The organism is Bacillus sp. CH140a_4T (assembly GCF_008923725.1).
Taxonomy (GTDB): Bacteria; Bacillota; Bacilli; order Bacillales; family Bacillaceae_G; genus Bacillus_A.
The window spans coordinates 465,879-480,656 of record NZ_WBPF01000005.1 but is presented as its reverse complement, the minus strand read 5'-3'; the positions used below and the strand labels follow the sequence as shown (position 1 = coordinate 480,656).

Genomic DNA, 14,778 nt, shown 5'->3' with positions numbered 1-14,778 from the left:
ATAATATAGATGAAAAGAACAGTGGAAGTAAATGAATCCTTACTCCGTGTATGGTTTGAAGGCTGCAAAGATGTAAAAATAATGAACCGTAAATGGTGTGAAGATACAACTACAACAACGATTTTATTGGTGTATTGTCAACATGTAATTGATCATACAAAGTTAAAGCAAGCGATAGCTCCTGAAATGTGTAACGACCTTTTACAGAGCTCATTTAAAGATTCAAATCTTCTAGCATCTAACTCTCAGTTCCCGGTAACAACGTTAGAGTTAGAAAACTCAAACGAAAATGTTTCTCGAATGCTATTTGAAGGAAAGCTACTTATTATTTTTCAAGAATATAAACGAGGGTACACAATTGATATTGCGAAATTACCTACAAGATCTATTGAACAATCCAATACAGAAATGACAATTCGTGGAAGCCGGGATGGGTTTGTTGAAGAACTTAGTACAAATATAGGTTTAATTAGAAAAAGGCTCAAAACAAGCTCACTTAGCTACGATGAATTTATTATTGGAGAAAGGACGCAAACAAAGGTGGGACTTTTGTATCTAAAAGATGTAGCATCACAAGAAACAATTAGTCAAGTTCAATTAAAGCTAAAAGAAATTAATATTGATGGTGTGGTTTCAAGTGCCCAGATCGAAGAATTCATTACGGGGAATCAATTTAGTTTATTTCCTTTAATTGAATATACAGGTAGACCAGATTATGCAGTGAATTGTTTGTTGCATGGGCGCTTTATTCTATTAGTTGATAGTTCACCGACTGCAACGATTGCACCAGTTTCTTTCCCGTTTTTTGTAAATACTGCTGAAGATCAAAATTATTTTTACTTATTCGGTAGTTTTATACGATTATTAAGTCTTTTGGGAATAGGGATATCTATATTCCTTCCTGGATTTTGGGTAGCCTTAGTTACATATCACCCTGATCAAATTCCTTACACATTATTAGCTACATTAAGCTTATCAAGAGAAGGGATTCCTTTTCCGGCTCCATTAGAGGGACTGATTATGATTACCTTATTTGAACTGCTAAGACAAGCAGGCCTACGTATTCCTACTGCATTTGGACAAACTTTATCTGTGGTAGGTGGGTTAATTATCGGACAAGCAGCTATAAGTTCTGGATTTGTTTCACCATCGATGGTCGTCATGATAGCAATTTCCGTTGTTTCAACCTTTACTTTAGTCAATCAATCATTTACTGGGTCATTAAGTATTTTGCGGTATGGTGTTTTTTTAATGTCTTCTTTTTTAGGAATCATAGGTTTTATATTTTCCATACTTGTAATTGTAATACACGTAGCAAATTTACGTTCATTCGGTCTCCCATTTCTCGCGCCATATTCCCCTCCCGTGTTTAGTAGTATGTTACCATCCACATTTCGGATTCCTTTCACAAAGATGAAGAAGCGACCAAAAGAACTTCATACGCATGATAATACAAGGCAAAGGACAAATAATGATGAAAATAAATAGAAAAGTTGGGCTATTCCTTCTCATGTTTCTTTTTTTACTCACAGGTTGTTGGGATAGACGAGAATTAGAGCATGTTTTATTTATAAATACCCTAGGAATTGACTTTAAAGACAATCATTATATTATTTATCCGCAGTTTATTAATTTTACCAATATGGCGAAAGAAGAAGGAACCGCAAGTCGTAATTACAGTCCCGTTTATATTGGAAAAGGGGAAGGGAAAATTTTATATGACACAGCTTTTGATTTTTATAAAAGTACACAACAGCAAGTTTCATGGGAACATATTAAAAGTATCGTTGTGACGGAAAGATTCCTCAAAAATGGTAATTTAAATCAACTTAATGATTTTCTCTCTCGTTTTTTTCAGTTTCGAAACACGATGTGGGTATTTGGAACAACGGAACCATTAGAAAACATACTAGCAACGAATAATATATTTAATATTTCTTCTTTATATACTCTTATGAATTTACCACAAGAAACGATTAGACAATATGCAAGTGTGGATCCCTTGCGACTGTATACGTTTCGATCCAATTATTATGAGCCCGGAATGACAACTCGGATTCCTTTTTTAGCTACAACTACAGAACATTGGAAAAAGGGGCATAAACCATTCCGGATGTTAGAATTTAATGGATATGGTTGTATAGCTGCTAAGTCCTATGTCAATCATTTAAATGATTCTGATATAGCAGGAGTTCGGTGGACTAACAAAAATACAAATCGAGCCCCTTTACTATTAAAATTTAAGAATCAAGCCATTGGAGAAATCACATTAAAAAATCCTAAAATAGATACGAAAGTTTCTATAGAAAAAGGAAAACCACATATTGTCATGAATATCCGGCTAGAAGGCGATATGTATCAAGTAATGAAGTCGATGCCTATACATAAGGTTAAAAAAATTGCTGAGAATCTAGTTGAAAAAGAAATTAGAATGACCTATCAAACAGGGATGGAAAAGGGGATTGATGTTTATCAATTATCCCATCTACTATATCGTGATCAGCTAACTTTATGGAAGAAATATCAAAAAAAAGGAATGATACCTCTTCAAAACAATACATTAGATCTGAACGTTTCAATAAATATATCCACCAATGGGAAATCGAAAGTCACACCTATAAAAAATGTTGAGGCTCAGGGATAATCAGTTTTGATAGTAAATAAATTACAATTAAAAAGATTCGCTGCCGGAAATATCGGATATGGCTTCTCCCATGTTTTCGTGTAAATAATTTTGTTAATCACAAATCTATTCTTAAGAAAATATATAGAAAAGTGGGGACAGTTCTTTTATCCATCTACGAGAGCATCCGTACGATCCATTACTTGTTACTGGTTCTGTTGCAAGCATTCAATAAAGTTAAAATATACAACAAAATATGAGGTTACTTATAAACACTATACATATTTTGATTAATAATACCCGTAATTTTTATTTGGTTTTTCAGAGCAGTATTTTCACAATCATTGAATGTTCAGGTTGAAAATTTTATGAAATCATTTTTGCGCCAAAACCTAATATTGACCAAAGTCAGTATTTAGGTGTAATAGAGCAGAAATTGTGGTTCTGGTGCAAAAAAATACAGCGCTTGCGCGATGAGTTTTCCATAAAATGATGATTTTCATTTGCCAACGGGGTGAGTAGAAACCATGTATTTTCTCCATTCGAACAATGCCCTCAACAGTAGTAAATTTAGAAACAATCATTAAGAGCATCAATGAAGATGATATTTTAACCAGGCTAAAACAAGAGCATTTACTTGAAGAAAAATACTCAATTAAGAGGATTCGTGCAATTAAAGGTGAAATCCAACCATCTTATCTCTGGAAGTAAGAGATTGAAAAAATATAAAAAGGCGATTCTTTATATTTAAAGAATCGCCTTTTTATGTAAAATATTCCTTAACGTACAATTTTCTTTTTTGGGTCTTGTGACCCCTTATATAGGAATCAATTCTACAATTGTAATCTCTCCAATATATTTGGGGGTATTTATTTTTTTAATGATTTATTGAAAAATAGTCTAATTAGACTATAATAAGTGTATAGTTTAATTAGACTATTTATTTTGTTGAGTGTGAAAAAAAGGAGGAAAGAGGTATGGTTGCAAAAGAGAGCAACTTACGCTTAGTGATAGCTGGGTTAATGCTAGGCATTTTAATGGCTGCAATGGATAATACAATTGTTGCCACTTCAATTGGTACAATTGTCTCAGATTTGGGTGGATTGGATAAATTCATCTGGGTTACTTCTGCTTATATGGTTGCAGTTATGGCTGGTATGCCTATTTTTGGGAAATTATCTGATATGTATGGTAGAAAGAGGTTTTATATTTTTGGTTTATTAATCTTCTTAATTGGTTCTGCATTATGTGGTACTGCGCAAAGTATTGTTCAGCTAAGTATTTATCGTGCAATTCAAGGTATAGGTGGGGGGGCACTGATGCCAATCGCCTTTACCATTGTATTTGATATTTTTCCTATTGAAAAAAGAGGGAAAATGACTGGATTATTAGGGGCCGTATTTGGTTCTTCAAGTGTATTAGGACCTTTATTAGGTGCGTATATAACAGAAAATATTAGTTGGCATTGGATTTTTTACGTCAATATTCCAATTGGTCTAATGTCATTAATTTTTATTTTAAAAGCTTATAAAGAAAATAATCCACCTACTAAGCAAAATATTGATTGGTGGGGGGCGATAACACTCGTCATAGCAGTAATTAGCTTAATGTTCGCTTTAGAATTGGGAGGAAAAGAATTTAAGTGGGATTCGATACAAACCATTGGGTTATTTGCATCGTTTATTGTATTTTTTGTTGGCTTCCTATTGGTAGAAAGAAAAGTGAAAGATCCGATAATATCATTTTGGATGTTTAAGCGTAAGGAGTTTGCAATATCACAAATTATTACGTTTTTCTATGGAGCAACATTTGTTATTTTAACAGTATTTATTCCTATTTTTGTTCAGGCTGTATATGGTGGAACAGCAACTAATGCTGGATTAATTTTAACCCCAATGATGTTAGGTTCTGTAGTAGGTAGTGCAATTGGTGGAATATTTCAAACGAAAATTAGTTACCGCAACTTGATGCTACTATCTGTAATATCCTTTGGGATAGGTATGTATTTATTAGGAACGATGGATCCGCAAACAAGCCGTGTGCTTTTAACGATATACATGATTATAACGGGATTTGGAGTTGGATTTTCGTTCTCTTTGCTTCCCACAGTTTCTATTCATAATATGGAACCGAGATTTCGTGGTTCAGCTACTTCAACAAATTCATTCTTTCGTTCACTAGGTATGACAATTGGAGTAACGATTTTTGGCTCCATTCAAAATAGTGCCTTTACAGCTAACTTAAAGGATGCTTTTAAGGGAATAGAATACGGTTCCAGCATGTTAAATAATCTAGGTGATCCAAGTACAATATTTCGCTCAGATGTAAGGTCCAGTATCCCTACTTTTATTCTTGAAAAAATTATAGCTGCTATGTCATCTTCAATTACTACTGTATTTCTATTAGCTTTAATTCCAATTACAGTTTCGTTTATAGCAATATTATTTATGGGGAATGTCAAAGCAGGTACAAAGAATAATGATAAAGTAAATGTAAAGTCATAAATTTTATAAAACAAAAAGATTCTTTACTTATTTTTAGCTTATACTATTGGTATAGGTTATTAAGGAGTGGAGAGTTATGAATACAAAGCTTTTTATGCTGGGTCTTCTTATGGAGAAAAATAGGCATCCGTATGAAGTCCAGCAACTTTTAAAAAATAGTGAAATGAAATACTATATAAAAATTACTAAAGGCTCTTTATATTACACATTTGAGCAACTTGAAAAGAAGGGCTTTATAGAAATTGTTGATATTATTCGTAATGAACAACGTCCTGAACGAACTATCTATGGTATTACTACAAGTGGTAAACAAGAATTTGAGCATTTATTATTAGAACAAATGATAAAGCAAGAGGATATGCATCGTCCTATATACGAAGCATTACTTTTTGCACAGCATGGTGATGACAGATTAATTCTAGAACAGCTAAGAATTAAAATATCTCAACTAACCTTATACCTTACTACTCTTCAAAAAGTGTATGAGAACAAATACGGAAAAGAGAGCATGGGTAAATTATATATACTATCTAGTGTTATTTTACATCTAAAAACGGAGCTGAAAGTCTTGGGGAATTTATATGCTAATATGAAAAATAAAAAAATAGGCAGTATAGGAAATGACGTACTTAGAGATATTGAAAATCAATGTTTGTAGGCATAAGTATTATAATGTAAAGAGAGGTATAATACTTACTATTAGTAGGACTAATAGTGGATTGTATGTCGCTAAATGAGATGAAAAGTTCACATCAGATTTTTTTATTAAGTAAAGGATTATCGTATCGAAATTAGAAGGGATGACTATGCAAAAAAAAATTATTGTTATGTTTCAAAAAGATTTTCGTTTATATGATAACCCAGCTCTATTTGAGGCTGTTCAGTCTGGTGAGGTTCTTCCGGTATATATACAAGATGCAACTTTTTCAATAGGAAGTGCGGCAAAGTGGTGGTTGCACCATGCTGTAATAGATGTAAAGAAGCGACTTGAGGCATTGGGCTCTACTTTAATAATTCGTAAAGGACGTACGGAGGAAGAAATACTTTCTCTCATAGAACAATTAGATATAACGGCTGTATATTGGAATATTTGTTATGACCCGGACAGATTACAATCTAATCAAAAAATGAAAATGATGTTAGAAGATAAAGGTATTATCTGTAAAGAATTTAATTCACATTTATTATTAGAACCGTGGATTATTAAAAAGAAAGATAACACTGAATATAAGGTGTTTACGCCTTTTTACAATGCATTTCAAAAGCAGGTAATACCTAAACCTATTAGCAGAGTGCAGAATATAAAGTGGGGAAACTCTTTACCAGCAAGCTTATCTGTTTCAGAATTACACTTGTTGCCGACTATACTGTGGACATCTCATATGGAAGTAATATGGGATCCGACAGAAGAAGGGGCATATAAAACATTCAAGAAATTTTTCTCTAGTAAATTAGTCTCTTATAGTGAAGGAAGAGATTTTCCAGATCAAAATGTCCATTCGATGTTGGCACCGTATCTTTCATTTGGTCAAATATCAGTAAAGCTAATGTTTCATTACTTAATAAATAAAAGTATCGAAAGACAATGTAGTCTTTTTGAAAAACAAGTTAATAGCTTTATACGTCAATTAATTTGGCGAGAGTTTTCTTATTATTTACTATATCATTATCCATTTACAGTATATAGACCTCTTAATAAGAGCTTTGAAAATTTCCCGTGGGATAAGGAAGAGGAGTTATTAAGAGTATGGCAAAAGGGGAAAACGGGTTATCCGTTTATTGATGCGGGAATGCGAGAACTATGGCAAACAGGTTTTATGCATAACCGGGCAAGAATGGCTGTAGCCTCTTTTCTTGTAAAGCATTTGTTAATTCCGTGGCAAGAAGGAGCAAAATGGTTTATGGATACACTACTAGATGCTGATATTGCAAATAATACAATGGGATGGCAATGGGTTGCTGGAAGTGGAGCAGATGCATCACCGTACTTTCGTATTTTTAACCCCATCACACAAGGAGAAAAGTTTGATAAAGATGGAGAGTATATAAGAAGATGGGTACCAGAATTAAGAGATATCCCAAACAAATATATACATAAACCTTGGGAAGCACCTGAGCATATTTTACAAAAAGCCAATATAAAACTTGGTGATACATATCCTTTTCCGATTGTTGATCATAAGGCAGCACGAGAGAGAGCCCTTTGTGCATATAAAAGTATGAAAGAATTTGTATGAAATAGGTTAAACAATATGTATTTGGAATTTAAATAATAGAATTTTATCCATTACAAGGACATACTAATCATATAAAGTTTCTATAATCTTCTAGTAAAAAGGAGAATGTTTGTGAAAAAATCTAGTATTATAGTGTTCTTACTAACGTATGGTTTGTTTTATGTTTCTAGTGTTTTATTCCCTATTGATCGTACTTGGTATAATGCGTTAGAAAAGCCGTCTTGGACACCTCCTGGTATGACAATCGGAATGATATGGGCTGTATTATTTGGACTTATTGCATTATCAGTTGCAATTATTTACAACAACTATGGATTCAAGCCAAAAACATTTTGGTTTTTATTCCTTTTAAATTATATATTCAATCAAGCGTTCAGCTACTTTCAATTTAGCCAAAAGAATTTGTTTTTAGCAACAGTAGATTGTTTACTAGTCGCTATTACTACGTTACTTCTCATTATGTTTTCTTCCAATTTATCTAAAGTATCGGCATGGTTGCTAATCCCATATTTTTTATGGGCTACATTTGCTACATATTTATCTTGGACAATTTATAGTATAAATTAAAGACGTAAATGAAAACTTGAGCACAAAGAAAATGCTCAAGTTTTTTATTTTTATTAGTAAATATATAGGAGGTGCCGGGAAAACACACGAATTTTTACCCTCAAGTGAATTTTTTAGCAATTAATTATGGTTATTTAATTCTTTTATACATTCTTGAACAAGTGTGACTGCCTGACTCATAGTGGGGCCTCCGCCAAATGCTGCTGTTACTCCAACTGTTTCAAGAATTTCTTGTTCTGAAGCACCTTGATCAATACATCCTTTTGTATGATAAATGATGCAATACTCATCTTGAGAATAAAGACTTATACCCAATGCAATCAATTGTTTTTCTTTCTTTGATAACGTACCATCTTTGAAACACTCTTCTGTAAAAGAATGGAATTTATCAGTGAGTTTGGGCATTTTTTCAGCAAATACACCTAATCCATATTTGTATTGTAATAGTGCAGCTTCAGTAGAAGTTTTATCTTTATATTCCATTTTAAATTCAACTCCATATTCAGTGTGTATTAAACAAAGATTAGTATGGGCGTAAATAGTTTTGATTAATCATAATTGTAAATAAAAAACAGATACTAATTTTAAAATTAAATACAAAAGGTGAATACTGTGACATTGTTCATAAAAATCCACATAATTTTGATCAAAAGTAAAATACTAATAGATGTATTAATGCTGTACTTCTAAAGCATTAATACAAAATTATTAACTACGATACAAGGAGGCAATCACTGTGGATATTCGTGAAGGATTAATTCCAACAGCACTAGGTACAGCAGTGACAGCAGCAGGTTATGTTCTTAAACAAACTCGTGGAACTAATAAAATGATTGCAAATACAGTGTTTGGATTTGGTTTAGCTCACGTTGTTTTAGGTGTAATTGATCTTGTAGAACATCGTGGTTAGAATGGAAAGCAAGCATATTAATGCTTGCTTTTTTCATAATTTAATTAAAATTTGTATTTAAATGAAGTAATTCAATAAATTAAACCAAAATATTTATGGTACTTATAAGGAATGTTAATTAATTTAAATTTTTATAAAAATATTTTATCGAGGTTAAAGGGATGGATTGCTTTAAGAAAGGATATAATATTTTGGGCATATGTAATTTCCTTAGCTGTGTAAGATAGTTTAGTCTTTAACCATGCTTAAGTACTGCTTAGAAAAATTATATATAATAAAGCAGCCTGTAATTTTACGGCCCGCTTTACTCACTTGTTATGAAAGGTTAACTATTTATGCTAACACTTAAATAGTTTCTATATAGTATAAATACAATATATTATAGTATGCAAAAAAGGGTGCTTGTGATTCATTCTGAGGATAAAAATACCTACACGTTTAATATTTATTTTATGTATTAAAGTAGTAAGAAATATTAATAATAAATATGAACTTTAGTAATGCTGTGAAGTAACATGAAAGTTACTATTTAATCATAATATTAATTATTAAGTGTCTACTCATATTTTACGTTATGGAATTTAATATGTTGATGGTAAGTATATGGTATGCATAATGTTTTATGAAGAAGCATAGCTAAGGATTCATAAAAATATTGATCTGCATAATATTATCAAATTATTAAAGGAAGTGTTAAATAAATGAAAACTATACAGCGGATTGCTTTAGCATTAATTATTATCGGTGCTATTAATTGGGGATTAATTGGATTTTTTAAGTTTGATTTAGTAGCTGCAATATTCGGTGGACAAGGCGCCTTTTTATCGCGGGTTGTATTTGCTCTTGTTGGTTTAAGTGGATTAATGTGCATAACTCTTTTATTTCAGCTAATGAGGGACGTAAATCAGGATTTCAATTATAACAAATCAACAGAAATAAATTATGGTACCGAATTTGGTGAAGAAACAGATATAGTAGATCTTAGAGAATCTTCAAATCAAAACTATACATCTAAACAACGTAATTCTCTGGATGATTAATAAAATGCTTATTACATCCATTACTGAACGAGAAATTCTAAGACCATAAAGTGAGTCGTGAAATCGTTGCTGTTATCTCATAACACTTCAGTAACCATTAGTGTAGAAATAATAGCTAGAATCTTTCTTTATTTAATATTCATCTAACTTATGTGATAAATATAACATTTATTCAAATGTTATATTTATGAAACATTCATATGTTATGTTGGGTAAGTCCTTTTTTGAATCATATTCATTCTATAAAAATCCCTAGCCTCCTCTAGGGGTTTTTACGTTCAATTGAAAATGAAGAATAGTGTCTTATTTCTCAATGTGTAAAATTTTTAAACGCGATAAAATAATATACGAATGAATTCCAATACACATATTATTAAATTTAAGATGGTTCAAGTTGGAGGAAGGAATCAGAGGGTGTCTTCCTCCATTGACACTAAGTTTAATTTTTAATTTAACAATTCTAATAAAAAAATAATATCAATGGTTTTTTTCTCTTCTACTTTGCAATAGATTTTTGTACCCTTCCGCTCACTACTGATAACCTTGCTTATCGTTAATTTTTTTAAATGTTGTAGAATTTTATATTCTGCAATTTGTGTTGCTGCACTAAGTTGAGAAACTGTCATAACACCATTTTTAATCAATTCACTAACAATCAATAAACGATTTGAATTACCCAGCATTTCAAGGATTTTAGCACTCCTTTCAAAATGACTATAATCCATATTAAAATCATTAGACATAATGTTTACCCTCCTGGACCATCACAAATAATAATTAAGAAATATTTAAATAACACTTTTCTGAAAATTACTATAAAGATACAATAAATTCAAATTATAAGAAATAGTTTTCAGGCATTTTCTCTTTTTTAGCACTTCTATTTATATGTAAATATGTTAAAATATTATATGAAAGATTCAAGGTGTATTTTTAGTTTTTAAAATGATGTTATTAAAATTAAGATGGTTTAAGTGTAAGAAAGGCACCTTAAGGTGTCTTTTTTTATTGGGTAGTTACACGATTACTGTCATAGACCGCAAAATAAACCACAGAGTTGAAAAATCTCTGTGGTTCTTTAAATTTCCTATCATTGATTACCGAATAAAGATAATGTGTTAATATTCTGATTTTTTTGGGATTGCAATTCAATATTACGAAGTGTTATTAGGTCATCAATATTAATATCTTTATAAGTATCTGCTATTTTTTCTATTGATAATTCAATACATAGTAAATCGTTATTTAGTTTAGATCCAGAAGTAGAATAACTTGAAGGTATTATTTTTCTCGTCTAAATAGTCTTTTTCCAAGTATTACTTCAAAATCTTTTATTGATCGATTAACAGTTGGTGTAATTCGATATGTCTCGTGTGTGTTAGGTAATATTAAGCTAATTCACCAATCTAAGTACTTGTTCAATTTGGAATTATTACGGCAATAGGAGTAATGTTGGATACATTCATTGTTAGGTCTCTTCTTGACCCTGCCAGTACGTTGATTCTAGGATGGTTCAAATTTTGTTCAGGTGAAATCTAGAATGGAAAAGAGAGAGAATGTGGATGCTTAATACAATAATGAAATGAATATAGAATTTTTCAGAAGTTGCGAATATGGATTTTTTAGAAATACAATATATTTTAGGGAAGTAAAGGTAGATATCTTTTTATAAGAGATGCCTACCTTTTATCATTTTGTTATTAAGAAAATTCCTTAATTAATCTCTTAAAAGGTGGAGAAATCTTCTAAATCTCACATAGATTAAAGTTTAAAATATGTATTTCTAATCTTCCGCAATTTTATTGCCATATTTTAAATATAGATAAGTTGTATTTTGAAGTACTACATTGTAGATGGAATTATATTTTGTAATGCATGTTCTAATGTTAAAAATTTATATTGATATCCGTGTTCAATAGCTTTTTGAGGTAATACGTGCTGTCCTTCTAATATCAGCATGCTCATTTCTCCCAGTAAAGTATGGAGGATAAAAGAAGGGACTGGCAGCCAATGTGGGCGCCCTGTAATTTTTGCCATATTTTTCCCGAATTCTTTCATAGTAGCTGGTGTTGGTGCTGTAATATTAAGAGGTCCTTTTACCTCCTTTTTGTTGATAGCAAAATCAATTATACGTACGGCATCATCTATGTGAATCCATGATAACCATTGGTTTCCGGTTCCGATTGTACCCCCAATATACAATTGATAGGGAAGGAGCATTTTTGGAAAAGCACCTCCATCTTTACCTAATACAATACCGAATCTAGTGTAAATAGTACGTATTCCGAGTGATTTAGCTTGAGATGCTGCTTGTTCCCATAAAGATACTGTAGTTGCTAAAAAATCATTTCCCGGAGTTTCGTGTTCCTCTGTGAAAGACTGCTTTTGAGATGCCCCGTAGTATCCAATAGCACTGGCATTAATGAAAGTTTGAGGTTTTATTTCAAGGGTGTGTAATTGCTTAATAAGTCCTTTTGTAGTTTGGAACCTACTCTCTAAAATCTTTTCTTTTTGTTTCTTTGTCCATCTACCGTTATTAATAGATTCTCCAGCTAGATTAATGACAACATCAATAGACGAAAAAGGAAATGTATTTGAATTAGCATCCCATTTTACATATTGAATATTAGAAGTTGAAAAATCATCTATCTTTTTCCGTGTAAGAATATAAACTGTATGCCCCTCATTGCTAAGAAAATTTGAAAGATGTCTACCAATAAATCCACTTCCACCACAAATTGCAATTTTCAATAAAATTCCCTCCTCATTATATTAATTCTAAAAAAAATTGTGACTATGTTAAAATAACAGTGAAAAGTATGATTGTCATTACAGAAATCAAAGTAGAGGAATTTAGAGATAATACTTGGAAAAGCCATCATCTCTAAATGTATTTTCAAACTATTACATACCAATATATTTATGATAAAAAACTTTTAATTTTTTATATGTTTGGACAAAAAGTCCTTTTAATTAAAAGGGCCCAATTTTTATAAAAAGAAAACTGTTAAGTCAAGGTGCTCAAGAATTGATTCTTAGACACAGTTTACAAGAGGATTCGATGGGAAAGCAAATTAAAAATACTCTTACCTTTATGGGGAAAAGGGTTTTCTCAAAAATGTTCTTTTTTAAACCAAAAAAAATAAAAATAAATGTTCAAATGTTTTATTAAACAAATACCAATTTTATAGAATATCGATATTCTTGACAATTCTAACAACATTACGGAATATTTTTATATTGGATGTAAAACACTGTAATGATGGCATAAAAGTTTAAAAGATAATTTAATACTTAATATATTGCTGATTAAATCCTAAGGAGGCAATAACATGCAGAGACAATTTCCTAAACCAAAAGTGGTTGTGAGTAAATGCTTGGAATTTGATACCTGTCGTTATAACGGAGATATGATTTTTGATGTTACAATTCAAAATTTAAAACCATTTGTTACATTTATTCCTGTATGTCCTGAAGTAGAAATTGGATTGGGTATACCTCGTGAAACAATTCGAATCATTGAGGAGAATGGCGTTCAAAAACTTGTGCAGCCTTCTACAAGAAAAGATTTAACAGAACAAATGCAGCATTTTTCTAATTATTTTTTAAGTACATTACCAGATGTCGATGGATTTATTTTAAAAAGTCGATCTCCAAGTTGTGGAATAAAAGATGTGAATATCTATACGGGGTATGAAAAGTCACCAACGAAAGGAAAAGGTCCTGGCATATTTGGTGGGGCTGTACTAAGAAAATTATCTCATATTGCAGTAGAAGAGGAAGGGAGATTGTCAAATTTCACTATTCGAGAACATTTTTTCACAAAATTATTTACAATTACTCATTTTAGAAGAATCAAACAAAATGGAAATTTAGAAGAATTGATTGCTTTTCAATCCGTTTATAAGTATTTATTCATGGCATATAATCAGTCAAAACAAAAAGAGTTAGGCAGAATTATTGCCAATCACAAAAAAGATAAAGTTGAGAGCATATTTAAAAAATATGAGGAAATGTTATATGAATTATTAAAAAGAACACCTCGTTATACATCACATGTAAACGTATGTCAGCATATCTTTGGTTATTTTAAGAAGAATTTGAAAAATCAAGAAAAAGAGCATTTTTTAACACTTCTTCAAAAGTATAAAGAAAAAAAGATACCGCTTAGCAGTTTGCTCTCTGTATTAAAATCATGGGCTCTTCGTTTTGAAGAACAATATTTATTAAGGCAAACCTATTTTGAACCTTATCCAGAAACCTTAGTAGAAATTTCAGATTCAGGAAAGGGCAGAGATTACTAAGGAGAACTACAAATTCCTTTGCTGTTTTAGAACAAAATAGAAATTTTCGTGTATAAGTGATAGGAATCAATGACAAAGATTACTTGTTTGCTTACATAACATACTGAAAAGCTATTATACTTTCACTTCTAGTAGCATCAACTTTTATAGAAAATAAGCGTACAACAAAAACATATAGTTATTTGATATACACACTGTAATTTAAGTTTTCGTATAAAACCAGTTACATAAAATAAATCAAATATTAAACACATTTCTATATGAAAAGAGTATGGGAGTCTAAAAAAATAAATAGTCACACTCTTTTCATATAGAAGTGTGACTAAAAATGCATAATTGTTTATTTATGTTGGACAAACTTCACCATTAAATTGGCAATTGTATGTTGTTCCTGTTCATTAGCAACTTTCCAAAGCTCAGCTAATAGTTTTTCTTGGTCATTTCGCGCCTCTACTTCATTTGCCAAATAATCACCTACACGGAATGCCATATCTGAAACTGCCTCACCAGCAATTCCTTTTCCTTCGGCTTGTTCTAATCGTTCTCCTAAAAAGCTTTTCCATTGATCAAAATTGTCTAGCACTGACATAATT

The 14,778-nt window shown here is 31.2% G+C and carries 13 protein-coding genes and 1 pseudogene; 10 read left to right on the top strand and 4 right to left on the bottom strand.

What is annotated here, in order from left to right:
* Positions 1-9: 9 nt before the first annotated feature.
* The 6 genes from gerXA to F8162_RS03465 all read left to right on the top strand — a co-directional run bounded on the left by gerXA (position 10) and on the right by F8162_RS03465 (position 7,931).
* Complete coding sequence (gene gerXA / locus F8162_RS03490; RefSeq protein ID WP_097861300.1) at positions 10-1,488, top strand: spore germination protein GerXA; 1,479 nt, start codon at positions 10-12, stop codon at positions 1,486-1,488.
* Positions 1,475-2,644 (top strand): Ger(x)C family spore germination protein, encoded by a 1,170-nt coding sequence (locus F8162_RS03485; RefSeq protein WP_076539245.1) that lies wholly within the window; start codon positions 1,475-1,477, stop codon positions 2,642-2,644. The genes gerXA and F8162_RS03485 overlap by 14 nt, the downstream gene beginning before the upstream one ends.
* Before the next feature lie 956 nt (positions 2,645-3,600).
* The gene (locus tag F8162_RS03480; RefSeq protein ID WP_097861299.1) at positions 3,601-5,127 is read left to right on the top strand and encodes an MDR family MFS transporter; all 1,527 of its coding nucleotides are present in this window, start codon (positions 3,601-3,603) and stop codon (positions 5,125-5,127) included.
* A gap of 76 nt (positions 5,128-5,203) precedes the next feature.
* Positions 5,204-5,785: a PadR family transcriptional regulator gene (locus F8162_RS03475; protein ID WP_151634898.1), complete on the top strand. Its 582-nt coding sequence runs from the start codon at positions 5,204-5,206 to the stop codon at positions 5,783-5,785.
* Between the two features lie 148 nt (positions 5,786-5,933).
* Positions 5,934-7,364 (top strand): cryptochrome/photolyase family protein, encoded by a 1,431-nt coding sequence (locus F8162_RS03470; protein WP_151634900.1) that lies wholly within the window; start codon positions 5,934-5,936, stop codon positions 7,362-7,364.
* Between the two features lie 111 nt (positions 7,365-7,475).
* Entirely contained in the window at positions 7,476-7,931 is a 456-nt protein-coding gene (locus F8162_RS03465; protein WP_142245278.1) for a TspO/MBR family protein, read from the top strand.
* Between the two features lie 120 nt (positions 7,932-8,051).
* On the opposite strand, the gene F8162_RS03460 is transcribed toward F8162_RS03465, so the two are convergent.
* A complete protein-coding gene (locus tag F8162_RS03460) occupies positions 8,052-8,414 on the bottom strand; it encodes a carboxymuconolactone decarboxylase family protein (protein WP_076538624.1) in 363 nt (120 codons plus the stop codon).
* Between the two features lie 253 nt (positions 8,415-8,667).
* On the opposite strand from F8162_RS03460, the gene F8162_RS03455 reads away from it, so the two are divergent.
* Together F8162_RS03455 and F8162_RS03450 are read left to right on the top strand one after the other, a co-directional pair.
* Positions 8,668-8,841 carry an asparagine synthase gene (locus F8162_RS03455; protein ID WP_071739411.1) on the top strand — a complete coding sequence of 58 codons (174 nt, stop codon included), beginning with the start codon at positions 8,668-8,670 and terminating at the stop codon, positions 8,839-8,841.
* Between the two features lie 701 nt (positions 8,842-9,542).
* A complete protein-coding gene (locus F8162_RS03450) occupies positions 9,543-9,881 on the top strand; it encodes a DUF378 domain-containing protein (RefSeq protein ID WP_000849456.1) in 339 nt (112 codons plus the stop codon).
* 446 nt (positions 9,882-10,327) lie between these two features.
* On the opposite strand, the gene F8162_RS03445 is transcribed toward F8162_RS03450, so the two are convergent.
* Positions 10,328-10,624, bottom strand: a complete 297-nt coding sequence (locus F8162_RS03445) for an ArsR/SmtB family transcription factor (protein WP_000063807.1) — start codon at positions 10,622-10,624, stop codon at positions 10,328-10,330.
* Positions 10,625-11,291: 667 nt separating this feature from the next.
* Between F8162_RS03445 and F8162_RS03440 the strand changes: the two are divergent.
* Positions 11,292-11,420 (top strand): annotated as a pseudogene (locus F8162_RS03440) (MMPL family transporter); the annotation flags it as partial.
* A 303-nt stretch (positions 11,421-11,723) separates the two neighbouring features.
* Here the strand turns inward: F8162_RS03440 and F8162_RS03435 are convergent.
* Positions 11,724-12,632, bottom strand: coding sequence for a TIGR01777 family oxidoreductase (locus F8162_RS03435; protein ID WP_151634902.1), 909 nt, complete (start codon positions 12,630-12,632; stop codon positions 11,724-11,726).
* A 581-nt stretch (positions 12,633-13,213) separates the two neighbouring features.
* Here F8162_RS03435 and F8162_RS03430 point away from each other — a divergent pair.
* Positions 13,214-14,185 (top strand): YbgA family protein, encoded by a 972-nt coding sequence (locus tag F8162_RS03430; protein ID WP_076538622.1) that lies wholly within the window; start codon positions 13,214-13,216, stop codon positions 14,183-14,185.
* A gap of 340 nt (positions 14,186-14,525) precedes the next feature.
* Here the strand turns inward: F8162_RS03430 and F8162_RS03425 are convergent, their stop codons facing one another.
* Entirely contained in the window at positions 14,526-14,774 is a 249-nt protein-coding gene (locus tag F8162_RS03425; protein WP_000114446.1) for a DUF3243 domain-containing protein, read from the bottom strand.
* Positions 14,775-14,778 lie beyond the last annotated feature (4 nt).

Excerpts from the sequence above, each read along its gene's own strand:
- F8162_RS03485 (WP_076539245.1), top strand. The coding sequence starts at position 1,475 with ATGAAAATAAATAGAAAAGTTGGGCTATTCCTTCTCATGTTTCTTTTT.
- F8162_RS03425 (WP_000114446.1), bottom strand. The coding sequence starts at position 14,774 with ATGTCAGTGCTAGACAATTTTGATCAATGGAAAAGCTTTTTAGGAGAA.
- gerXA (WP_097861300.1), top strand. The coding sequence starts at position 10 with ATGAAAAGAACAGTGGAAGTAAATGAATCCTTACTCCGTGTATGGTTT.
- F8162_RS03445 (WP_000063807.1), bottom strand. The coding sequence starts at position 10,624 with ATGTCTAATGATTTTAATATGGATTATAGTCATTTTGAAAGGAGTGCT.
- F8162_RS03430 (WP_076538622.1), top strand. The coding sequence starts at position 13,214 with ATGCAGAGACAATTTCCTAAACCAAAAGTGGTTGTGAGTAAATGCTTG.
- F8162_RS03480 (WP_097861299.1), top strand. The coding sequence starts at position 3,601 with ATGGTTGCAAAAGAGAGCAACTTACGCTTAGTGATAGCTGGGTTAATG.
- F8162_RS03460 (WP_076538624.1), bottom strand. The coding sequence starts at position 8,414 with ATGGAATATAAAGATAAAACTTCTACTGAAGCTGCACTATTACAATAC.
- F8162_RS03470 (WP_151634900.1), top strand. The coding sequence starts at position 5,934 with ATGCAAAAAAAAATTATTGTTATGTTTCAAAAAGATTTTCGTTTATAT.
- F8162_RS03450 (WP_000849456.1), top strand. The coding sequence starts at position 9,543 with ATGAAAACTATACAGCGGATTGCTTTAGCATTAATTATTATCGGTGCT.
- F8162_RS03475 (WP_151634898.1), top strand. The coding sequence starts at position 5,204 with ATGAATACAAAGCTTTTTATGCTGGGTCTTCTTATGGAGAAAAATAGG.